We start from the raw sequence: 18,598 nt of genomic DNA on the forward strand, positions 1-18,598 counted from the left end.
GAGCGCACCCAGTGCGCGACCGGGGCGCCATGGTGCCTGCGTGTCGCAGGCTCATCGCGCACTGGATGCGCTCCTACGCACATGGCGCCATGTTCAATCGGCCACATCGGGCTCGAAGAAGCTCCAGCGGATATCCGGGAACTGCGTCTTCATGGCGCGTTCCACGCTGTTGATGTTGGCGATGAACGCGGATTGGTCGGGTGCCGGGGACATGCGTGCCTTGACGGCCACCATCACGTCCGGCCCCATCTGCAGCGTGATGAGGTTGAGCACGACGTCCACTTCGGGACGCGCGTTGATGAAGGCCATGATCTCTTCGCGCCGCTGCGGCTCAACGCCCTGGCCGATCAGCAAAGCCTTTACTTCGTAGGCCACGGCAATCGCCACGATCACCAGCAGCGCGCCGATGGCGATGGTGCCAACGGCGTCGTACAGCAGGTTGCCAGTGAGCATGGTGGCCGTCACCGCCACCAGCGCGATGGACAGGCCAAGCAAGGCCGCCAGGTCTTCGCCGAAGATCACCAGTAGTTCGCTGGAGCGTGTTTCGTGGAACCAACGCCAGAGGCTGCGTCCCTGCCGAGCCTTGTTCACCTCGGTGAGGCAGCCATGCATCGAAATGGATTCCGCTACGACACCGAAGCCGAGCACGCCGATGGCCAGCCACGGCCATTTCAGCGGTTCTGGGTGGCCGAGCTTGTGGATACCCTCGTAGATGGAAAACATGCCGCCCACGCTGAACAACAGCATGGCCACCAGGAATGACCAGAAATAGGGCGCGCGACCCCAGCCCAGCGGGTATTCGTCCGATGGCGGCCGGTCTGCCTGGCGCATGCCGATGAGCAGAAGGCCCTGGTTGCCGCAATCGGCGAGGGAGTGCACGGCCTCGGCAAGCATGGCGCCGGAGCCCGTGATGAAGGCGGCGACGAGCTTGCTCACGAAGATGGCGAAATTGGCGCCGAGAGCGAGCAGGATCGCGCGTAGCGAATTGGCTTGGCCGGACATCGTGCCTTCCTTTGGACGAAGCCCGCAGTGTAAACGCCTGGCGTCAGTGAACGACGCCCACGCCGATGCCGAAACTCACGTTGGACTTGCCGCTCTGCATTTCGGCGGCCGTCCAGACGTGCGATTGCGCCACGCTCACGGTAGGGAAGACGTAGCCCGCTTCGCCGACACTACCCGGACGATTGCCGGTGACGCGGCCCGCAAGGGTCACCAGCCCGCCGGACGGGTAATCGAACGATTCGACATAGCCTGGCATGACGGCGATGAAGCGACCCCAGCCGCCGCCATTGTCCGCCTTGGGTCGCTGCGAGCTGTCCAGCGGGTAGCCCAGGATCTCGATCTCGCTGTGGTCGGCGAAGTTGTGCACATCCACGATGCGGCCACCCCAGATCACGTCGGCGCTGGCGTAACGGTCGGGCGACTGGGCCACCATGGTCGGCGTGGCCGACACGGTGCTGGCCGAGGGCTTGTAGATGGGAGCCGGAGCACATGCCGCCAGCGTCAGCAGGCCGGCAGGCAGAAGTCCACGGATAAGGTACGAGGCGCTGCGATGGAACATGGCGGTCTCCGGCGATCAGGCTTCGATGCCTTGAGCTTAGCGGGGCCACGATGCCGGTGGTAGGCGGAGCGTGGAGGCGCCGAGAGGCGTTCAGGCGGCGGTGTCTTCCACCAGCCAGTCCAGCCGCCATTGCGCGGGTCGTTCCTGCGACAGCAGCGGCGCCAGGGCGCGTAGCGGCTCCCGCAACGCGTCGTCGAGCTTCCACGGCGCATTCAGGATCACCATGCCCGAGCCGTTGAGCCGAAGCGGCGAATCATCCGGGTGCACCAGCAGCTCCGCACGCAGCACCCGGCGCACGCCGCAATGCTGCAGCCAGCGATGGAACGGCTGTACCTGGCTGCGCAACTTGATCGGGTACCACACGGCGTATACGCCGGTGGGCCATCGTTGCAGCGCCGCCTTCAGCGCTTTTTCGATCACGCGGTATTCCGCTTCCTGCGCTTCGTACGGTGGATCGATCAGCACCAGGCCGCGCTTGTCTCTGGGCGGCAACAGCGCCTTCAACGCTTCGTAGCCGTTGCGCTCGTGAACGTGGACCCGGCGGTCGCGGTGGAACAGCTCGCGCAATCGCGTTGCCTCTTCCGGATGCAGCTCACACAACTGGGCGCTGTCGGTGTCGCGCAAGGCGTTGGCGACCTGCAGGGGCGAGCCCGGGTAAAGCTTCAGGCCGTGTTCGTTGCCGGGCAGGCGAAGGATCGAGTCCAGCCAGTGGCGCAGCAGCGGTGGCAACGGCCCGGCAGGTGCGCCGGACGAATGCAGATCGGGAAACAGCAGGCGCGTGATGCCGTCCTTGTGCTCGCCGGTCTTGCCCGCCTCGACGCCGTCGAGCGCATAGCAACCGCTGCCGGCGTGCGTGTCGATGAAAGCGAATGGCGTGGGCTTGGCCTTCAGGGCCTCGATCAGCGCGAACAGCACCGCGTGCTTGAGGACATCGGCAAAGTTGCCGGCGTGATAGGCGTGACGGTAGTTCATGGGCATGAATACGCCGGACGGTGGGCGATTATACGGCCTGGCCGCCGTGTTCTGTGGGAGCGCAGCTGTGCGCGACGAGAGCGCCCTATCGCTTCCGCTCTGCCGCCGATCGCGCACTGGGTGCGCTCCTACAGGAGGTTGAGGCGTCGTTGGAGCCTTCTCCAGAGTTGAGCCTGCGGCGGCCCCGTGGCTATCCTTGGGGCATGACCCGCCATGTATTCCGCCATTTGCGTCGTTGCCGCGCCTTGTTCGCGCTGGCGCTGTGCGCGTGGCTGGCGCTGGCCAGCGTGGCATGGGCGCAGCCGATGGATTGCTGCGTGCCCACGCACGGCGGGATGGATATGTCGATGCCTCACTCGCCGGCGCCGCATGACCACGGTGATACCCATGGGGCGGGCATGGCGGCCGATGGATGCTGCGCGCACGCCACGGCAAACGTCCCGGCCTCGCCTGCGGGGCATGTGCCGCAAGTGTTGCCTGGCAACGAGCGTTGGCAGGCCCAGCGTGAACCGGCGCCACAGCCGGTCTACGAACCGCCGCTGCGACCGCCGGTCGCCTGATTCTCCGTTTTGCGCAACGGGCCGGCATGCCGGCCGATTCGACGCATCTGTGCAGCAGGTGCGACTGACGGAGCAAGCACATGAGCAAGCAGGATCCGCGCGGCATACAGCTGCCGCGGCGGCGTTTCGTGCAAGGGTTGGCGTTGGGCGGCGTGGCCGCCGGCCTGGGTCTTTGGCGCGGGAACGCGTGGGCGCAGGCGCCGCAACCGCGCAGTGAATTGCGCGGGCCGCATTTCGACCTGGAGATCGGCGAACTGCTTGTCGATTTCACTGGCCGCAAGCGCATCGCCACGGTAGTGAATGGCCAGTTACCCGCCCCGTTGCTGCGCTGGCGCCAGGGCGACACGGTGACGCTGCGCGTGCGCAATCGCTTGCCGGTGACCAGTTCGATCCACTGGCACGGCATCGTGCTGCCTGCGGACATGGATGGTGTGCCCGGCCTCAGCTTCGACGGCATTCCACCGGGCGGCGAATATGTCTATCGCTTCGCCGTGAACCAGTCGGGTACCTACTGGTACCACAGCCACTCGCGCTTCCAGGAGCAGACCGGCCTGTACGGACCGATCGTGATCGAGCCGCGCGATGGCGAGCCTCGCGCCGCCGGGCGCGACTATGTGGTGCTGCTGACCGACTGGACGGATACCGACCCGGAAACGATCTACGCGAACCTCCGCAAGCAGGGCGATTACTACAATATCGGCAAGCGCACGGTCGGCGACTTCTTCCGCGAAGCAGGGCGCGACGGCATGGCCAAGGCGCTCGCCGAACGGCGCATGTGGAACCAGATGCGCATGGACCCGACCGACCTGGCGGACGTGTCCGCGCTCGCACACACCTATCTGGTCAATGGCTGCACGCCGGCGGGCAACTGGACCGGACTGTTCAGTGCGGGCGAGAAGATCCGCCTGCGTTTCATCAATGGCGCATCCATGACGTTTTTCGACGTGCGCATCCCGGGCCTGAAGATGACGGTGGTTGCCGCGGATGGCCAGGCCATCGAACCGGTGAGCGTGGATGAGTTCCGCATCGGCGCGGCCGAAACCTATGACGTGATCGTGCAGCCCTCGGCTGATCGCGCGTGGACGATCTTCGCCCAGAGCATGGATCGCACGGGGTTTGCACGCGCCACGCTGGCACCACGCATGGGCATGGAAGCCGATGTGCCGGTACTCGATCCACGCCCGCTGTTGAGCATGGGCGACATGATGGGGTCGATGGATCACGGCACGGGTCATGACATGCACGACATGGACATGATGATAGGCATGCCGGGCATGAACATGGCGGCGTCCCCCAGCCCCGTGCCCGCCACCAGTCCGCAGGCGGACATGCGCGTGGCCACGCCGCGCACCAACCTCGACGATCCGGGCGTGGGCTTGCGCGGCAACGGTCGCCGCGTGCTGACCTATGCGGATCTGCACGCCGTGGACGCGCCGATTTCCCCGCAGGTGGATCGGGAAATCACGCTCAGGGTGACCGGCAACATGGAGCGTTATCTGTGGTCGTTCGATGCGAAGCGCTTTTCCGATGCAGGTCCCCTGCAGTTGCGCCATGGTGAGCATGTGCGCGTCGTGCTGGTCAACGACACGATGATGACCCATCCCATCCACCTGCACGGCATGTGGAGCGAACTCGAGGCACCAGACGGCACGTTCCAGGCGCGCAAACACACCGTGGTGGTGCAGCCTGCGCAGCGCATCAGCTATCGCGTGAGCGCGGACGCGCCGGGCCGCTGGGCCTACCACTGCCATCTGCTCTACCACATGGAGGCGGGCATGTTCCGCGAGGTGGTGGTGGCATGAGCGTGCGACTCACCCTCCAGCTTGCCGGCATGGTTGGCCTGCTCGCGCCGGCACTCGCCTGGTCGCAAAGCGCGGACATGCACGACATGCCGGGCATGGCGATGCCGCAGACGGATCGCGCCACGACAACCGATCCCCATGCGGGTCACCATGCCTCCTCCGCACAGGCAAGCAACGCGCAGGAACACGCGGGCCACGACATGCCGGCTACGGATACGAAGGCGCTGCCGCCCAACGATCACGTGCCGCCGGCGCCGCCGCAGCATGTGATGAGTGTGGTGACGCCGGCGCAGATGACTTCGCTGATGCAGATGGACGATGCCGCGCCGACCGCGATGTTGCTGGTCGATCGCCTGGAGCGTTCACGCAGCACGTCCGGTGAGGGCGCGACGAGCTGGGAGGCGGAAGCCTGGTTCGGCCACGCCATCGACCGGCTGTGGCTGAAGACCGAAGGCGAGCGCGACGCGACGGGCAGCGACGGCCGCATCGATCTTTTGTGGAGCCACGCGTGGACCAGTTTCTGGGATGGCCAGCTGGGCGTGCGGCAGGACATCGGGCTGGGACCGAAACGACAGTGGCTGGCCGCGGGCGTGCAGGGATTGGCCCCGTACTGGTTCGAGTCGCAGGCGACCTTTTACGTTGGCGAGCAGGGGCGCACGGCGTTGCGTCTGGAGACCCGTTACGAGCTGCTGTTCACCCAGCGCCTGATCCTTGAGCCCAAGATCGAAATGAACATCTACGGCAAGGATGATCCCCAACGAGGCGTGTCATCGGGCCTGTCCGATGCGGAAGCCGGCCTGCGTCTGCGCTACGAGGTCAGCCGCAAGTTTGCGCCCTATGTGGGCGTGAACTGGACGCGGCGGTTTGGCAGCAACGATGCCACGCCAGCACTGCATGCCCGCGAGACGACCTGGGTGGCGGGCGTGCGGTGGTGGCTCTGAGTCACGTGGGAAAACGGGCGGCCATGGCCGCCCGTTGCGTTTTCAGTACGCCACGGTGATGCGCTTGCGGCTCGCATCGTGCTTTTCGATGCGATCGAGCAGGGCGGCCGCGTAGTCGGGCACGCTGATGTGGCTCTTGCCGGTGGCGTCCACCAGCAACTGGTCGCCACCGACGCGATACTTGCCCGTGCGCGGACCATCCTCGATAAGTGCCGCCGGACTGATATACGTCCAATCGAGTGGCGACTTGCTGGCGCGGAAAACGTCCAGCGCCTTGCCCTGGCCCGATGCTTCGGCCTTCCACGCCTCGGGAAAATGCGGATCGTCCATGACGCGCACGCCGGGCGACGTTTCCAGTGAGCCCGCACCGCCCACCCACACGAGACGCGTCACGCCTGCACGGGGCAGGTTGTCGAGCAGCGTGGCGGTGTTGCGCGGAATGCTGTCGTGCGTCCCATCGCGACGCGCGGACAGGCTGGCGACCACGGCATCGACGCCGCGTACCGCTTCCAGCCAGCTCTCAGGCCTGGAGACATCGCCGGTGACCATGCTGAGATGGTCATGGCGGGAGGACAGCCGCGACGCATCGCGCACGATGGCCATGACCTCGTAACCGCGCGCGAGTGCTTCATCGAGGATGGCATGGCCGATGTGGCCGGTGGCGCCGAACAGGGCAATCTTCATGGAACGATTCTCCGGGGAGAATGCATCGAGGGACGATGTCGCACCTTGCGTGAAGGTGGCGCGGCGTCGCGGGATGAAGCGCATCATGCGCCGGAGACTGGTGCGGATAAACGCGCCATCATGTAATTCACTGTAAAGTTCTAATTGACAGTGGAGTGCACATGTCCGGGCAGGTGAATCTCAATCGGCTGACGGTATTCGTTGCGCTGGTGCATGCAGGGTCGTTCACCGCCGCTGCCGAAGCGCTGGGCATGACGAACGCCATGGTGAGTCAGCATCTCGCGCGGCTGGAGCAGGAGCTGGGCGTCACCCTGGTTTTGCGCAGCACGCGGCGCATGACGCTGACCGAAGCAGGCGCGGCATTCCACGCCGATTGCGCGCGCATCCTTGCCGATGCACAGGCCGCGATCGAACAGGTGGGCAGCGCCCAGGACAAGCCCGGCGGCACGCTGCGGGTGACCGCTACCGGCGACTACGGTGTCACGGTGGTGGCGCCGGCGCTGGCTGACTTCATGCAGGTGCATCCACAGCTGCAGGTCGACCTGGTGCTCGCTGACCAGGTCAGCGACCTGATTGCGGAGCGCTTTGACCTGGCGATCCGCATGGGCTGGCTGCGTGATTCGAACCTGCGTTCCACGCGCCTGGGCGGCTTTCGCCAGTTGCTGGTTGCTTCACCGGTCTATCTGGCGCGGCATGCCGCGCCGCGCAGGCTGGCCGATCTCGCTTCCCACGATTGGGTGGCACTGTCGTTGCTCTCTTCGCCGCTGCGCTGGACCTTCACGGCGCCCGATGGCTCACGCCGCACCGTACGCATGCGGCAGGCAGCGCAGGCCAACAATGTCACGGCGGCACACGCACTGGTGCGCCACGGTGCGGGCGTGAGCGTACTTCCGGACTATCTGGTGACGGAAGACATCCGCGAGGGCCGCCTGGTGCCGCTGCTTGCGCAATATCGCCTGCCGGAGGGCGGCATCCATGCGGTGTATCCGGGGCGCCAGGCGCCAGCGAAAGTGCGCGTGTTCATCGACCACCTGCGCGCGTGGCTGGCTGCTCGCGGTTGAGGGTCACTCCACCACGTTGTGGCTTTCCGCGGTGCCGAGCAGTTCGGGCTGCGATGGCTGCCCCCGGCGACGGGCAAGCAGGGGATGCATGAACACGGCGGCCAGGATCACGGCGACGCCCGCATAGAACCAGGCGTCCAGTTCGCGCTGTTCGCCGAGCAGGACGATGGCCAGCAGGATCGCGTAGACCGGTTCGAGGTTGGTCACCATCTGCATGCCGAAGGCGCTCATGTGGCGCAGCGCAATCAGCGCGAGTGCAAACGGCAGCAAGGTGCAGCCAAAGGACAGGAGCAGCAGCAAGGCCGCATCGTGCACGCTGGGCCACACGAAGGCGGGGCCGACGTGGGGCAACAACGGCGCGAGCAGGGTGAGGAACACGGTGCCGGTGCCCAGTTCGATGCAGGTGACGGTGAGCGGGTCGCCATGTTCCACCATACGCTTGTTGAAGGCGCTGAACAGCGCCACCAGCAGCGCCGACACCGCACCCATCACGATGCCCGCACGCATGTCGATCGGCACGCCCCCCACGACCATCGCCACGCCGGGCACGACGGCCACGCCGATCAGCAGCTCGCGAGGATCGAAACGGCGCCGCGCAATCCAGGGTTCCACCAGTGCAAGGAACACCGGGCCCAGCGCGATGCACGTCGCGCCCACCGAGGCATTCGCCAGCTTGATGGCGGCGTAGAAGGTGAGCCAGTGCAGCGACACCAGCACGCCAATGCCCGCGTATGCCCAGCGCAGTCGGGCGGGCATGGCCTTGAGTCCACGCCATACCTTGGGCATCAGCAGCAGCGCGCCGGTCACCAGCAGCATGCGCCACCACACCAGGGGCAGCGCGGACAGGGTGATGAGCTTGCCGAGGATGGCCGTGAAGCCCCACAGCAGCACGCAGAAATGGATCTGCCAGCGGGCCTTGGTGACGGATTGCATGGACGTCTATGAACGGGAAGGGGCGGCGCATTCTAGCGTCGCGCCGCCCACCCGTGGGATTCGTCAGTGCGCGGACGCAGGTTTTGCCGCCGGTTTCGCCTTGGACGGACCGCGCATCTGCTCCAGTACCGTGGCGCAGGTGTTGTCCGACTCACCCTTGGTGGCCACCACCAGCGGGAGCAGGGCCGCGATCGGCGTGGCGAGCACGCCCAGCGCCACCGCCCCGCCGCCGCGCAGGATCAGCGGGCCGGGCTGGACGCCCACGTCGGGATTCTTCAGGGTGCCCTTCACGTACAGCGGCGAACGCAGCGAGAGGATGCGCAGGCCCTTGGAATTCGGGCGCACATCGAGGTCGAGCTTCTCGTTGGCGAAGTTCACCGTGCCATCGACGAAGATGGTGGCGTCCTCCGTATCGAACACGAACAGCTTGGTCTGGAACAGACCATTGGTGGCCGAGAGATCGGAAGCCGCGCAGTTGATCTTCACCGTGCGGTCGCCGAACAGCTTGCTGATGATGATGTTGCCCACGTTGAGGCCGGCAGTTTCCAGCAGCGCCTTGCTGATCGCGCCATCGTTCATCAGCAGCTTCATTTCGCCCGACGAGGTGCCCAGCAGTTCGCTCACCGAATTGCCGCGTGCTTCCAGAGCCGCATCGCCGTTGATCTCGCCGAAGCTGGTCCGCATCGGCTCGAAAGTGGGAAACAGCTCCTTGAGCTTCAGGTGACGCGCACCGAGCTTGATCGTGCCGGCCATCGGCGTGCGGCTGCCGTCCAGGCGCAGATGGCTCTTGACGCTGCCACCAGCCATGTCGAAATCAAGCGGGTCCAATGTGAGCACGCCGTTGTCCATCACCACGTGGGTGGACAGCGCATTGATCGGCAACGCGGTATCGCGTTCGATGCGGGCGGCGCTGAAGTTCACGTCGGCGTCCATGGCGCGCCAGCGATCGGTGCGGAAGGGTTCCACCGGCAATACCTTGTCCGAAGGCGTTGGCGTCGCATCGCCACGTTGTTGCTTCTTCGCGTTGGAATCGGCGCCGATCAGCGGGGCAAGGTCGGAGAACTTCAGCAGTTGCGACTTCACCTCACCACTGAGCTTGGATCGCTCGCCGCCCGTATCGAAGGCGAGATTGCCGGAAAGATCGCTGCCGCCCACGCGGCCGCGGAAGTTCTCGTAGGTGAAATGACTACCGCCGCGCTTGAGCTTGCCCTTGAGATGTCCTTCGGTCGCATACGGCGGCGTGTCAGGAAGCGTGACGCCGGTCAATGGATACAGCTTGGCCATGCTGCTGCCGGAGAACCACAGGCGGATGTCGAGCGCCGCGAGGTGCAGCGGATCGGTGAGCGTGCCCACCAGTGCGATGTGGTTGTCGCCGATATGGACGTCCGCCTGCAGCGGAAACGGCTGATCGGCCTGTTCCAGCGCGAGCACGGCGCCGGTCTTGCCGCTGCCCTTGGCCGGAGCGCCCTGGTACTGGCCTTCGGCCTGCCATGCAAACTGATAGGGCACGCGCGTACCGCCCGGCTTGCGTTCGGTGCCCGCACCTTTTTCCAGCGTGGCACGCGCCGCGGCGCCAACGCGCTTGCTGGCTTCCTCGCGCGCATCCTTCGATTGCTGCGCGACGATCTCGTCATAGGCAATCGCGCGCTGCAGCGGTTCCACCGTCACCTGCAGGTTGACCTTGGTGGACGCGTCGTCCAGCGCGATCCTGCCGCGATCAAAACCGATGGAGCGAAGATCGAGTTTCCATGTCGACGGCCCGCCGCTGTTGGCAAGCGTGAAGTCCCAGGTCGCGCGGCCTTGCGCGTCGCGCTCCAGATCGATGCGTGGAGCGACCAGATAGAGCGTAGGTATCTCCACGCGATGAACCAGCAAGGGCAAGGGCGCGAGACGGAAGCGCAGTGCATCGAGCTGCGCGAACTGGGGCTGCTTCGCCCAGTCGGGATTGCCGATGACGATGTCCTGCGCTTCCAGCGTGGGCCACGGCACCAGTGATGCCAGGCCGCTTTCGCGGTGCTCGCGCGTCCAGGCAACGTGAATATCGCCCCTGATGACGAAGGGACGTCCGATCGTCTGGCTGACGCGCTCGTTGATGGTCGGCTTGAAACGGTTCCAGTCGAGCGTGGCGATGATGATGAGCAAAACCACGAACAGGACCAGCAAGACGGCCAGCGGTACGTAAACGAACCACAGCAACCTGTTGCGACGCACGGACATCACGGCCTCCCGCAAGACCGGCCTGGGCCGGTCGGTAGGTCACTGTTACCCGCAGCGACGGCAAGATTTTGTGGTGAAACCGACTACGCGCTCAGCGGAAGTTCATGCCAACGGCACCTATTCCTCGGTGTCGTCGGCTTTCCAGTAGCCGGTGGAGCGCAGCCATTCCTTGGGAATACCGCGTTCGTCGGCGAGATGCTGGCGCAGGCGGCGGGCACGACCGGATTCCGCGGCAATCCACCAGAACGAGTCGCCCTCGGGCGTCGGAAGCTGGCGCAGCGCCTCTTCCAGCAACGTGCTGGATGCCGCATCCGTGCCGTTTCGTTCGAACCAGGCGAGGTCGACGTTGGCGCGGGAGGCGAGTGGCTGCCGATCTTCCACGGCGGGAATTTCGATGCGCACGATGGCGTGCGCCGAGGGCGGCAATTCTTCGAGCCAGCGGCCTATCGCGGGCAGGGCGGTTTCATCACCGATCATCACGTAATGGTCGAAGTCACTGGCAACGACGAACGAGCCGCGCGGGCCGCCGGCGCCGATGCGTTGTCCTGGCGCTGCCTGTTCCGCCCACGTGGCGGCGGGGCCGTCGCCATGCAGCACGAAGTCGACGGTCAGTTCGTTGCGGGCAGCATCGTGGAGGCGTGGCGTGTAATCGCGCATGGGCGAGGGCTCCACGCCCTCGGGAAATTCCAGGCGTCCCTGACTGGGTGTGGGCAAGACGAGTTGCCCCTGGCGATTGGGAAAGAACAGTTTCACGTGATCGTCGGGCGAGGCGCTGAGAAAGCCGCGCAGCGCTTCGCCGCCAAGCACGATGCGTTGCATCTGTGGCGTGAGGCGTTCCACGCGTTGTACGACGAGTTCGCGTAGCACGACATCGTGCCGTTGCATCTGGTGGGCGTGTCGGGTCATCGGTATCTCTCGATGGGGGGCGAGGGGAGTTCAGTCGTGCGGCGTTGCGATGTCGCTTGCCGCCTGTTCGAGCAAGGCGGCAACGCGCTTCGATTCGATGGCGTTCCAGGAGGTGCCGCGCGACATCAGCGCATGCTTCAGCGCATGCATGGCCTGCCGGACCGCGGGAGGCATCGCCATCTTGGCGGCGGTGCGTGCGGCATGGCGCGTCCGCAATGCCATGGCGTTCACCGCCTCCTGCTGTTCGACCAGATAGCGTCGGCCGGCGGGCGTGATCGCGTAGCGCCTGCGGCTGCCGCTGGTCTGCTCGGCCTGCAGCAGGCGCAGTTCTTCGAGCATGGTCAGGGTGGGATAGATCGCACCGGGACTGGGTGTGTAGTGGCCATGGAACATGTCGGCGATGCGCCGGATCAGCTCATAGCCATGGCCCGGGGCTTCGTTCAGCAGCACCAGCAGCAACAGCTTCAGGTCACCGTGTCCCAGCAGGCGATTGCCGCGACGTTCGGGGGCGTCGGCGAAGGGGTCTTGGGGTTGCAAGTGGCGATCGCGCATGATTTGGCATCATTTCGATATATCTAAATAAAACGATATATCGAAATAAGCCGTGACGCAACCGCGAGTGACATGCGCGGCTATCCCAGATTCGTTGCAAGAGGAATGGGGGCGGCCCTATGGCGGTGCGCAGCTCATCTGTGCGATGAAGCAAGCGATACCATCTCCATGCTCGCCCATGGCCTGCCGTTCCTCTTGTTCGCTTTTCCGCTGGCACTGCTGTGGCGATGGGCCTGGCGCCGCATCACGCGGCGTGGCGCCAGGCCCATCGTCTGAGCGAGCGGGCAGCTCAGGGCTGCGCCTTCGCCTCGCGCACGGGAATGTTGATGCTGCACAGGTCGATCTTGCCGGCCGGGTTGCGATAGAAGTCGTCGCGGCGGTTGCGCTTGGCCTCGATCAGCGCGGCGAACGTGGCGCTTTCGGTGCGCAGCACTTCAATCTTCGGGCGCTGGTCGGCGGGCAGCGCGGAGGCGAGCTGCACGGCGTTGATCGTCACGCGCTGCTCGGGCTTTTCATAGAAGCCCAGCGCACCGGTGCCGCGTGGCAGCGCGGAAAGGTATTCCATGCCCTGGAGCACGCGGCCGGCAATCGCGAGGTTGCGGTCGAGGCCGCGTGGCGCCTGGCCGATCACCGCGTAGAGCGAGCTGCCGCTGCCGGTTTGCGGATCCACGTCGCGCGCCACGCCCACCATGCCGTAGCAATGGGTGAGCCATTCCTGCCCGCTCGCCTTGTCGCGGGCAACGGGGAAGCCTTCGGAGAAACCCACTTCCGGCGCATAGACGTCGCCATCGGGCAGGCGCGTAAAGGGCAGCCTGGCGTCGATGGCGCGGGTGTATTCCGGTGGGAGCTTGGCCTTGGCCGAACCCAGCGGCCGGAGCTTGCTCTTGTCGCCGTTGTCGTCGTCTTCCGGATCGGCCCATTGCGTCACGAAGTTGTCCTGCACGCGCACGATGGCCAGGCCGTCGAAATAGTGCTCGCGCACCAGCGTGCGGATGTTGGCGACGTGCAGCGGCGTGAAGTCGGGCGCCAGCTCGATCAGCACCTGGCCTTGCGGCAGCTTCATCACCAGCAGGTTCTGCGGATCGGGCGTGCGCCACTCCTGCGCTGCGGACTTGGCCAGCAGTTCCTTCGGCGAGGGCGTGTGCGCGGGCGTGTCGTCGGCAGCCTGTATGGCGGCAGGCAGCGCGGCGGCGAGCGTGATGGCAGCGGCAAGGCAGTGGCGCAGCAACATGGAATCCCCCGGTATTGGAAAGGGGTCACGTTAGCAGAGGAGCGAGGTGGAAAGCGGTGCTCAGCCAGCGCCGCCGCTGGCGTATGCCACGGCGTCGTGCGCATGCAGGCTTTCATGATGTGCGATGCCTACGTCGAAGCCGGCGATGCCGGGCTCGTCCTCGAGTGCACGCTGGATGCGTCGCGCGGCGTCCTCGCAGAACATCAGGTTGCTGCCGTTGGCCAGTGCGAAAGCCTGTTCGTCTTCGCGCTTCACCGCCGTCTGTGCCGGCGTGCCCAGCGCCAGCTCGACCCGATCGACCAGGGCGATGAGGTTGAGCAGCGCGCCCTGCGCAAACCGGACGCGCAGACGAGCCGTGCTGCGCTGCGCATGCGGCGTGGCGGGCACACCCTGTTCGCCGCCAAGCCATTCAAGCATCGCGTCGCGATCGATGGGTTTCCCCGCTTCGAAACGTGCGGCGGCGTGCTGCTGGATGAGTTGGCGCGCGAGAGCCGCCGACGCGGGGCAGGTGGATGAATAGGTGACACCCGTGGCGAGTTCGAGCGTGAGGCCCTGCGCATCGAGCACGGCCTCGATGCACACCGGGTATGCCCGCCAACCGGCGTTGTCGCTGCGCATGGCGGTGCGTCGCACGAGATGTTCGAAGCGTACGCACAGCCGCGCGCGGTCCGCGAGCCCATCGTGCGATTGCAGGCAGGCGTGCAGCAGGCGTTCCAGCACGATGCCATCGAGGGCTTTGTCGCGTGAGAAACGGCGCCTACGTAAGCCAGAGCGTGCGCCCGTGGCAACGGACCGTGCGCGAATGCCTTCATTGGGCCGACCCCACGGCGGGCGAGGAGATATTGCACGCCGTGCTGAAGGACGTAGGACTCGACCAGCGTCTGGCAACCTCGCGTCGCGGTCTCGACACCGAGTTGCACGGTTCGTCCAGCCGTCTATCCGGCGGCGAACTGCAACGCCTGCTGCTTGCCCAGGTGATCCTGCGTCCATAGCGGATGTTCGCGGGAGTCGGATCGCATCCCGGGGCAAGCGGTTGCCGCTTCCGCGCCCCGGCCGGGCAATCGCCGGCCAAGGCGCGTGAGCATCTTCGCCATCGACGTAGCGCTCAGTTTCCGCTGGAGCGGCCATCCATGCGGACGGCCGCCATGCCACGCGTGCCGTTGCCCGCACGCGAGGTCGGGGTCTCGCTGGACGTGCTGCGTTTCTTTCTGCGGCCCAGCGTGCGCAACGACACGGCGGTGATGCCACCGGCGGAGCCGGCACCACCCAGCACGAGGAGCAGGGTTCCGATACAGGCAGGACACATGGCAGGTCCTCCGGTCAGTGGTTGGAGCAGCAGGACGGCTTTCTTGCGACTTCGGGCCAGTCGCCGACGCCGCCGGGCAGCATGTCGAAGAAGTGCCAGAGCGAGCAGAAATCATCGCCGGGGCTGAACCCCGTGTCCGACACGCGGGTGATCGCCTCGCCATCACGCCGGAACACCGAGACGCCCGGCAACCATCCGCCACTGTCGGACCGATAGCCCATATCCTTGGCGAAGCTGGTCCCCTCATGGCTCACCATCGGGAATTTCCAGCCGCGGCTCTCGGCGAATTTCTGCTGCACGGCCGGACGGTCCGGGCTGGTGACGGCGAAACCGGCGCGCCGTACCACATGCTGGTGCAGGCCGTTGTATCCGTCGGCCCATAGCGTGCAGTACGAACAGGTAACGCCCATGTTGTGGATCACGATGAGATCCTCGCGGTCGCCGAAGAGTTCGGACAGACTCACCTTGCCGTCGATGGTGGCGAAGGCGTAGTCCTGCACTTTCTCCGGTTCGACTGTCGCGATGGTCTCGCGCATCTTTTCCCGGATGTCCGAGATCTGCCGGCGATAGTCGGCAAGCTTGCCGTTGACGTCTGTGTAGTTCATGGCGATGTGCTCCGGCGGTGGCTCAGCTGGCGTAGTCGATGCGGTGCTTCAGCCAGGCCATGGGGAAGTCCAGGCCATCCTCGTCGCGGCCCTTGGGCGCGATGTCGAGGTAGTGGTAGGCGGTGTTGAGCATGTCCACGCCGCGGCTGTAGGTGGAATAGGTGTGGAAGATCGCGTCGTTTTCCTTGCTGAAGGCGCTGATGCCTGGCAAGTCCTGGCTTTGGCTCTTCATCGGCCGGTAGTTGTACGACGCTTCGCCTTGCTCGATCGATTCCGGAGAAAACGACACGCCGTAGTCGTAGTTGAAATCGCTGCCCGCCGAAGACACCCATTTGAATGTCCAGCCGAACTTGCGCGCCTGCTCCTGCAGCTTGTGCAGCGGGGCGCGCGACACGGCAACGAAGGAGACATCGCGTGCCGCGAGGTGCGGGATGATGCCGTTGAAGTTGTCCGCCCAGAACGAGCAGCCTCGGCATCCGAGCTCCCAATCCGGGGCAAACATGAAGTGGTAGACGATGAGTTGGCTCTTCTCGCCGAACAGATCGGCCAGCGTTTCCTTGCCGTGCTCGCCGAAGAAGACGTACGGCTTGTCGACGCGCTCCCACGGCAGTTCACGGCGCTCGCGGCTCAGTTCGTCGCGCTGCTGCGTGAATGCCTTTTCTTTCGCGAGGAATTGCTTGCGTGCGGCAAGCCAGCTTTCGTGATCGACAACAGAATGATTGGCCATGACACCCTCCAAAGCGTGTTGTGATGCAGGTATGGACGTGGCACCCGTTGGCGCGGCGCGCTATGTCCTGCGCGTCGGACGCCGTGGCGCCTGCTTGTCCGGTTTTTTGGCGGAGGACGTCGGACGCGCCTTGCGTTCGTCGATATCCGCCAGGGTGGCGGCGAGCAGGTCGAACTGCTGCTGCCAGTACTTGCTGTAACGATTCATCCACACCGCCGCGTCGAGCAGCGGACCGGCATCGAGGCTGCATCGGCTGATGCGTCCCGTGCGCTCCTGCTGGATGAGGCCCGCGCGTACCAGCACCTGGATGTGGCGGGATACCGCTTGCAGCGAGATATCGAACGACGCGGCGAGTTCGGAAACGAGCAGGGCCTGGCCATCGAGTTGCTCCAGCACCTTGCGCCTCACCGGATCGGAGAGGGCGAAGAACACCTCATCAAGGCGTGCCTGCGCCAGATCCGGGTTCAGGCCGGCTTCGTCCACCACTTGCAGTGTCTGCTTGATATTCACCATGGTGGTTTAATATCAACAATATGATTGATTGTCAAGTGATACGTTGATTATTTCCCGGGAAATGGCCGTTTGCCGATGGAGAGAAACGCTGGTGCCGTCCCGCCCGGCGTGGCGGGCTCTTTCACGTCGCGCAAATCAGGGGGCCGGGTATCCTGCCGCCGTCCGTCGAGGGGTGCCGCCATGAGCGATCTCGCCGCCGCCAACGTCGCGCAACGATCCGCCTTTAGCGCCCGGCCGCGTGCCGTCGTTCTGCAACGCAAGTGCAGCTGTGGCGCGCACCACCACGGCGAGGGCGAATGCAGCCAGTGCGCCGGCAAGCACCACGGCGTGCAGCGCCAGCTCGCGATGGGCCACGCGAACGATGCGTTGGAACAGGAAGCCGATCGTGTTGCCGATCGCGTGATGTCCGGCGCCGCCTTGCCTTCCGGTGTCTCGGCATTGGCCATCCAACGCCAGGCAACGAACGTCGCCGCCGAAGGAGCGGAAGTTCCAGGCAGTGTGGAGCAAGCCATCGCCAGCGCAGGCCACCCGCTTCCCGGCGATGTGCGTCAGCCGATGGAACAGCATTTCGGCCACGATTTCTCAGCGGTCCGCGTGCACACCGATGCCACTGCGCGCGACTCGGCGCGCGACATCGATGCGCAGGCTTACACCGTCGGCCATGACGTGGTATTCGCCGCCGGTCGCTATGCGCCGCACACGCAGGAAGGTCGACACCTGCTGGCCCACGAGTTGACGCATGTCGTGCAGCAGTCGCAGGGCGCCATCGTGCAGCGCAAGGACGACAAGCCCGCCGCGCCGGACAAGAAAGATGGCGACAAGGATGCGGCGGCTAACACTCATGGTTGCGATGCGGACCGCAGCAAGCTGATCGGGTCGGCGATACAGCGTGCAGGTGAACTGGCCGACCGCGCACTGGCTGCATTGAATCGCGACTATCCCATGAGCTGGGAAGGCGCGGCCATGAATAGGCATTTCGGTCGCTTGCCGACAGACGCGCTGGATATCGTCAAGGATCGCTTCAAGCGCGCCAAGGCCCAGGCGGCTGGCGCAAGCTACACCTGCGCCAAGAGGGACGTAAAAAAGAGGGATGGCGGCAAGATCCTCGATCCCTGCGCCGAAGCCGAATGCCCGGGCAGCAAGATCACCCTCTACCCGCAGTTTGGTTCGGAAACCTGCAAGGACACCGGCGCCATCCTGCTGCACGAGGTCATCCACAACCTCGGCGGCTGCGGTGATACCGACCTCAAGGACAACGGTTATCCCAGTCTCCATCCGGAAGATAACGCTTACTCCTACGAGCACTACGCCGTGGATGTCGCCGCCGGTGCAAAGCCTCCCGATGCGCTGAAGAAGCGCGATCCCAGGGCGCCTAAAGGCGGTATCTAAGCGCGCCGTTCAAGCGGGAACGTAGGTCAGCCTGATCACATTCGCGACGATCACGTCGCTTGCCGTGAGGCGGAGCGGTGGTCGAGCACCCGCGAAAAAGGGCTTGCCGTAACCCAGCACGACAGGGTGGAGGTAGAGCCGATACTCGTCGATGAGGCCAAGGTCGGTCAGGCTTTGAGCGAGCTCCGGTCCGGCAACTTCGATCTCACCGGCATGTTCGGCCTTCAATGCGCGCATCGCCGCCTCGATGTCATCGGCGACAAGGGTGGCGTTCGGGCCGACCGACTTCAGAGAACGCGACACCACCCACTTCGGTTTGTCCCGCCATGCCGCGGCGTACTCGCGTTCGTCCGCATCCCACTCATGGGTGTCCTCGTCCCAGTAACGCATGACCTCGTACATGCCCCGGCCATACACCATGCCCGCCAGGTCGCGCACGCGCTCCGTGAAATGACGAAACAGCAAAGGATCAGGAGGCCCCATGCGCTGGTGATCGATATAGCCATCCAGGGACACGTTCAATTCGAAGACAAGCGTCGCCATGGAGTATCTCCATTCCGGTGAGTTGTCGCGGTGCGATGGCTAAGACAACGTCTGCGCACCGAGTTTCTTCTTTACGCCCTGGAGCGAACTTGTAC

General features: G+C 65.2%; 20 protein-coding genes and 1 pseudogene. 6 read left to right on the forward strand and 15 right to left on the reverse strand.

Annotation, left to right across the window (positions count from 1 at the left end; all coding sequences use genetic code 11):
• Window positions 1–93: 93 nt before the first annotated feature.
• The 3 genes from VFG49_RS00525 to VFG49_RS00535 all read right to left on the reverse strand — a co-directional run bounded on the left by VFG49_RS00525 (window position 94) and on the right by VFG49_RS00535 (window position 2,533).
• The gene (locus VFG49_RS00525; RefSeq protein ID WP_324857299.1) at window positions 94–1,002 is read right to left on the reverse strand and encodes a cation diffusion facilitator family transporter; all 909 of its coding nucleotides are present in this window, start codon (window positions 1,000–1,002) and stop codon (window positions 94–96) included.
• A gap of 43 nt (window positions 1,003–1,045) precedes the next feature.
• Entirely contained in the window at window positions 1,046–1,561 is a 516-nt protein-coding gene (locus VFG49_RS00530) for a Slp family lipoprotein (protein WP_324857301.1), read from the reverse strand.
• Window positions 1,562–1,651: 90 nt separating this feature from the next.
• Entirely contained in the window at window positions 1,652–2,533 is an 882-nt protein-coding gene (locus VFG49_RS00535) for a 23S rRNA (adenine(2030)-N(6))-methyltransferase RlmJ (protein WP_324857433.1), read from the reverse strand.
• A gap of 203 nt (window positions 2,534–2,736) precedes the next feature.
• On the opposite strand from VFG49_RS00535, the gene VFG49_RS00540 reads away from it, so the two are divergent.
• The 3 genes from VFG49_RS00540 to VFG49_RS00550 all read left to right on the forward strand — a co-directional run bounded on the left by VFG49_RS00540 (window position 2,737) and on the right by VFG49_RS00550 (window position 5,836).
• Window positions 2,737–3,093 (forward strand): hypothetical protein, encoded by a 357-nt coding sequence (locus VFG49_RS00540; protein WP_324857303.1) that lies wholly within the window; start codon window positions 2,737–2,739, stop codon window positions 3,091–3,093.
• An 80-nt stretch (window positions 3,094–3,173) separates the two neighbouring features.
• Window positions 3,174–4,895: a copper resistance system multicopper oxidase gene (locus VFG49_RS00545; RefSeq protein ID WP_324857305.1), complete on the forward strand. Its 1,722-nt coding sequence runs from the start codon at window positions 3,174–3,176 to the stop codon at window positions 4,893–4,895.
• On the forward strand, window positions 4,892–5,836 hold the full coding sequence (locus VFG49_RS00550; RefSeq protein ID WP_324857307.1) for a copper resistance protein B: 945 nt from the start codon (window positions 4,892–4,894) through the stop codon (window positions 5,834–5,836). The genes VFG49_RS00545 and VFG49_RS00550 overlap by 4 nt, the downstream gene beginning before the upstream one ends.
• A 42-nt stretch (window positions 5,837–5,878) precedes the next feature.
• Here the strand turns inward: VFG49_RS00550 and VFG49_RS00555 are convergent, their stop codons facing one another.
• Window positions 5,879–6,520: an NAD(P)-dependent oxidoreductase gene (locus VFG49_RS00555; RefSeq protein ID WP_324857309.1), complete on the reverse strand. Its 642-nt coding sequence runs from the start codon at window positions 6,518–6,520 to the stop codon at window positions 5,879–5,881.
• A 161-nt stretch (window positions 6,521–6,681) separates the two neighbouring features.
• On the opposite strand from VFG49_RS00555, the gene VFG49_RS00560 reads away from it, so the two are divergent.
• A complete protein-coding gene (locus VFG49_RS00560; RefSeq protein ID WP_324857311.1) occupies window positions 6,682–7,581 on the forward strand; it encodes a LysR family transcriptional regulator in 900 nt (299 codons plus the stop codon).
• Between the two features lie 3 nt (window positions 7,582–7,584).
• Here the strand turns inward: VFG49_RS00560 and VFG49_RS00565 are convergent, their stop codons facing one another.
• From VFG49_RS00565 to folE2, 6 genes are all read right to left on the reverse strand, one after another.
• Entirely contained in the window at window positions 7,585–8,514 is a 930-nt protein-coding gene (locus VFG49_RS00565; RefSeq protein ID WP_324857313.1) for a DMT family transporter, read from the reverse strand.
• A gap of 63 nt (window positions 8,515–8,577) precedes the next feature.
• Entirely contained in the window at window positions 8,578–10,731 is a 2,154-nt protein-coding gene (locus VFG49_RS00570; RefSeq protein WP_324857315.1) for an AsmA family protein, read from the reverse strand.
• 117 nt (window positions 10,732–10,848) lie between these two features.
• Entirely contained in the window at window positions 10,849–11,637 is a 789-nt protein-coding gene (locus VFG49_RS00575) for a siderophore-interacting protein (protein ID WP_324857317.1), read from the reverse strand.
• Window positions 11,638–11,667: 30 nt separating this feature from the next.
• Entirely contained in the window at window positions 11,668–12,189 is a 522-nt protein-coding gene (locus VFG49_RS00580) for a PadR family transcriptional regulator (protein WP_324857319.1), read from the reverse strand.
• Window positions 12,190–12,478: 289 nt separating this feature from the next.
• Window positions 12,479–13,420 carry a peptidylprolyl isomerase gene (locus VFG49_RS00585; RefSeq protein WP_324857321.1) on the reverse strand — a complete coding sequence of 314 codons (942 nt, stop codon included), beginning with the start codon at window positions 13,418–13,420 and terminating at the stop codon, window positions 12,479–12,481.
• 60 nt (window positions 13,421–13,480) lie between these two features.
• Window positions 13,481–14,263 carry a GTP cyclohydrolase FolE2 gene (gene folE2 / locus VFG49_RS00590; RefSeq protein ID WP_414649014.1) on the reverse strand — a complete coding sequence of 261 codons (783 nt, stop codon included), beginning with the start codon at window positions 14,261–14,263 and terminating at the stop codon, window positions 13,481–13,483.
• On the opposite strand from folE2, the pseudogene VFG49_RS00595 reads away from it, so the two are divergent.
• Window positions 14,164–14,406: pseudogene (locus VFG49_RS00595) on the forward strand (ABC transporter ATP-binding protein); the annotation flags it as partial. The gene folE2 and the pseudogene VFG49_RS00595 overlap by 100 nt on opposite strands.
• A 119-nt stretch (window positions 14,407–14,525) precedes the next feature.
• Here VFG49_RS00595 and VFG49_RS00600 read toward each other — a convergent pair.
• The 4 genes from VFG49_RS00600 to VFG49_RS00615 are packed head-to-tail and all read right to left on the reverse strand — an operon-like array spanning window position 14,526 to window position 16,571.
• Window positions 14,526–14,726: a hypothetical protein gene (locus VFG49_RS00600; protein ID WP_324857323.1), complete on the reverse strand. Its 201-nt coding sequence runs from the start codon at window positions 14,724–14,726 to the stop codon at window positions 14,526–14,528.
• Window positions 14,727–14,740: 14 nt separating this feature from the next.
• Window positions 14,741–15,331, reverse strand: coding sequence for a DUF899 family protein (locus VFG49_RS00605; RefSeq protein WP_324857325.1), 591 nt, complete (start codon window positions 15,329–15,331; stop codon window positions 14,741–14,743).
• Window positions 15,332–15,353: 22 nt separating this feature from the next.
• Entirely contained in the window at window positions 15,354–16,058 is a 705-nt protein-coding gene (locus VFG49_RS00610) for a thioredoxin family protein (protein WP_324857327.1), read from the reverse strand.
• A gap of 60 nt (window positions 16,059–16,118) precedes the next feature.
• Window positions 16,119–16,571, reverse strand: a complete 453-nt coding sequence (locus VFG49_RS00615) for a metalloregulator ArsR/SmtB family transcription factor (protein ID WP_324857329.1) — start codon at window positions 16,569–16,571, stop codon at window positions 16,119–16,121.
• A 180-nt stretch (window positions 16,572–16,751) separates the two neighbouring features.
• On the opposite strand from VFG49_RS00615, the gene VFG49_RS00620 reads away from it, so the two are divergent.
• Window positions 16,752–17,960: an eCIS core domain-containing protein gene (locus VFG49_RS00620; RefSeq protein WP_324857331.1), complete on the forward strand. Its 1,209-nt coding sequence runs from the start codon at window positions 16,752–16,754 to the stop codon at window positions 17,958–17,960.
• Between the two features lie 9 nt (window positions 17,961–17,969).
• Here VFG49_RS00620 and VFG49_RS00625 read toward each other — a convergent pair whose 3' ends face one another.
• Complete coding sequence (locus VFG49_RS00625) at window positions 17,970–18,503, reverse strand: dihydrofolate reductase family protein (protein WP_324857333.1); 534 nt, start codon at window positions 18,501–18,503, stop codon at window positions 17,970–17,972.
• Between the last annotated feature and the right edge of the window lie 95 nt (window positions 18,504–18,598).

It is taken from the genome of Dyella sp. (assembly GCF_035685885.1).
In the GTDB taxonomy this organism is placed as follows: Bacteria; Pseudomonadota; Gammaproteobacteria; order Xanthomonadales; family Rhodanobacteraceae; genus Dyella.

What these genes read in the sequence shown, in the direction of transcription:
- VFG49_RS00545 (WP_324857305.1), top strand. Translation starts at nt 3,174, where the DNA reads ATGAGCAAGCAGGATCCGCGCGGCATACAGCTGCCGCGGCGGCGTTTC.
- VFG49_RS00620 (WP_324857331.1), top strand. Translation starts at nt 16,752, where the DNA reads ATGAGCGATCTCGCCGCCGCCAACGTCGCGCAACGATCCGCCTTTAGC.
- VFG49_RS00615 (WP_324857329.1), bottom strand. Translation starts at nt 16,571, where the DNA reads ATGGTGAATATCAAGCAGACACTGCAAGTGGTGGACGAAGCCGGCCTG.
- VFG49_RS00525 (WP_324857299.1), bottom strand. Translation starts at nt 1,002, where the DNA reads ATGTCCGGCCAAGCCAATTCGCTACGCGCGATCCTGCTCGCTCTCGGC.
- VFG49_RS00625 (WP_324857333.1), bottom strand. Translation starts at nt 18,503, where the DNA reads ATGGCGACGCTTGTCTTCGAATTGAACGTGTCCCTGGATGGCTATATC.
- VFG49_RS00550 (WP_324857307.1), top strand. Translation starts at nt 4,892, where the DNA reads ATGAGCGTGCGACTCACCCTCCAGCTTGCCGGCATGGTTGGCCTGCTC.
- VFG49_RS00540 (WP_324857303.1), top strand. Translation starts at nt 2,737, where the DNA reads ATGACCCGCCATGTATTCCGCCATTTGCGTCGTTGCCGCGCCTTGTTC.
- VFG49_RS00560 (WP_324857311.1), top strand. Translation starts at nt 6,682, where the DNA reads ATGTCCGGGCAGGTGAATCTCAATCGGCTGACGGTATTCGTTGCGCTG.
- VFG49_RS00570 (WP_324857315.1), bottom strand. Translation starts at nt 10,731, where the DNA reads ATGTCCGTGCGTCGCAACAGGTTGCTGTGGTTCGTTTACGTACCGCTG.
- VFG49_RS00585 (WP_324857321.1), bottom strand. Translation starts at nt 13,420, where the DNA reads ATGTTGCTGCGCCACTGCCTTGCCGCTGCCATCACGCTCGCCGCCGCG.
- VFG49_RS00610 (WP_324857327.1), bottom strand. Translation starts at nt 16,058, where the DNA reads ATGGCCAATCATTCTGTTGTCGATCACGAAAGCTGGCTTGCCGCACGC.
- VFG49_RS00565 (WP_324857313.1), bottom strand. Translation starts at nt 8,514, where the DNA reads ATGCAATCCGTCACCAAGGCCCGCTGGCAGATCCATTTCTGCGTGCTG.
- VFG49_RS00530 (WP_324857301.1), bottom strand. Translation starts at nt 1,561, where the DNA reads ATGTTCCATCGCAGCGCCTCGTACCTTATCCGTGGACTTCTGCCTGCC.
- VFG49_RS00535 (WP_324857433.1), bottom strand. Translation starts at nt 2,533, where the DNA reads ATGAACTACCGTCACGCCTATCACGCCGGCAACTTTGCCGATGTCCTC.
- VFG49_RS00575 (WP_324857317.1), bottom strand. Translation starts at nt 11,637, where the DNA reads ATGACCCGACACGCCCACCAGATGCAACGGCACGATGTCGTGCTACGC.
- VFG49_RS00555 (WP_324857309.1), bottom strand. Translation starts at nt 6,520, where the DNA reads ATGAAGATTGCCCTGTTCGGCGCCACCGGCCACATCGGCCATGCCATC.
- VFG49_RS00600 (WP_324857323.1), bottom strand. Translation starts at nt 14,726, where the DNA reads ATGTGTCCTGCCTGTATCGGAACCCTGCTCCTCGTGCTGGGTGGTGCC.
- VFG49_RS00580 (WP_324857319.1), bottom strand. Translation starts at nt 12,189, where the DNA reads ATGCGCGATCGCCACTTGCAACCCCAAGACCCCTTCGCCGACGCCCCC.
- VFG49_RS00605 (WP_324857325.1), bottom strand. Translation starts at nt 15,331, where the DNA reads ATGAACTACACAGACGTCAACGGCAAGCTTGCCGACTATCGCCGGCAG.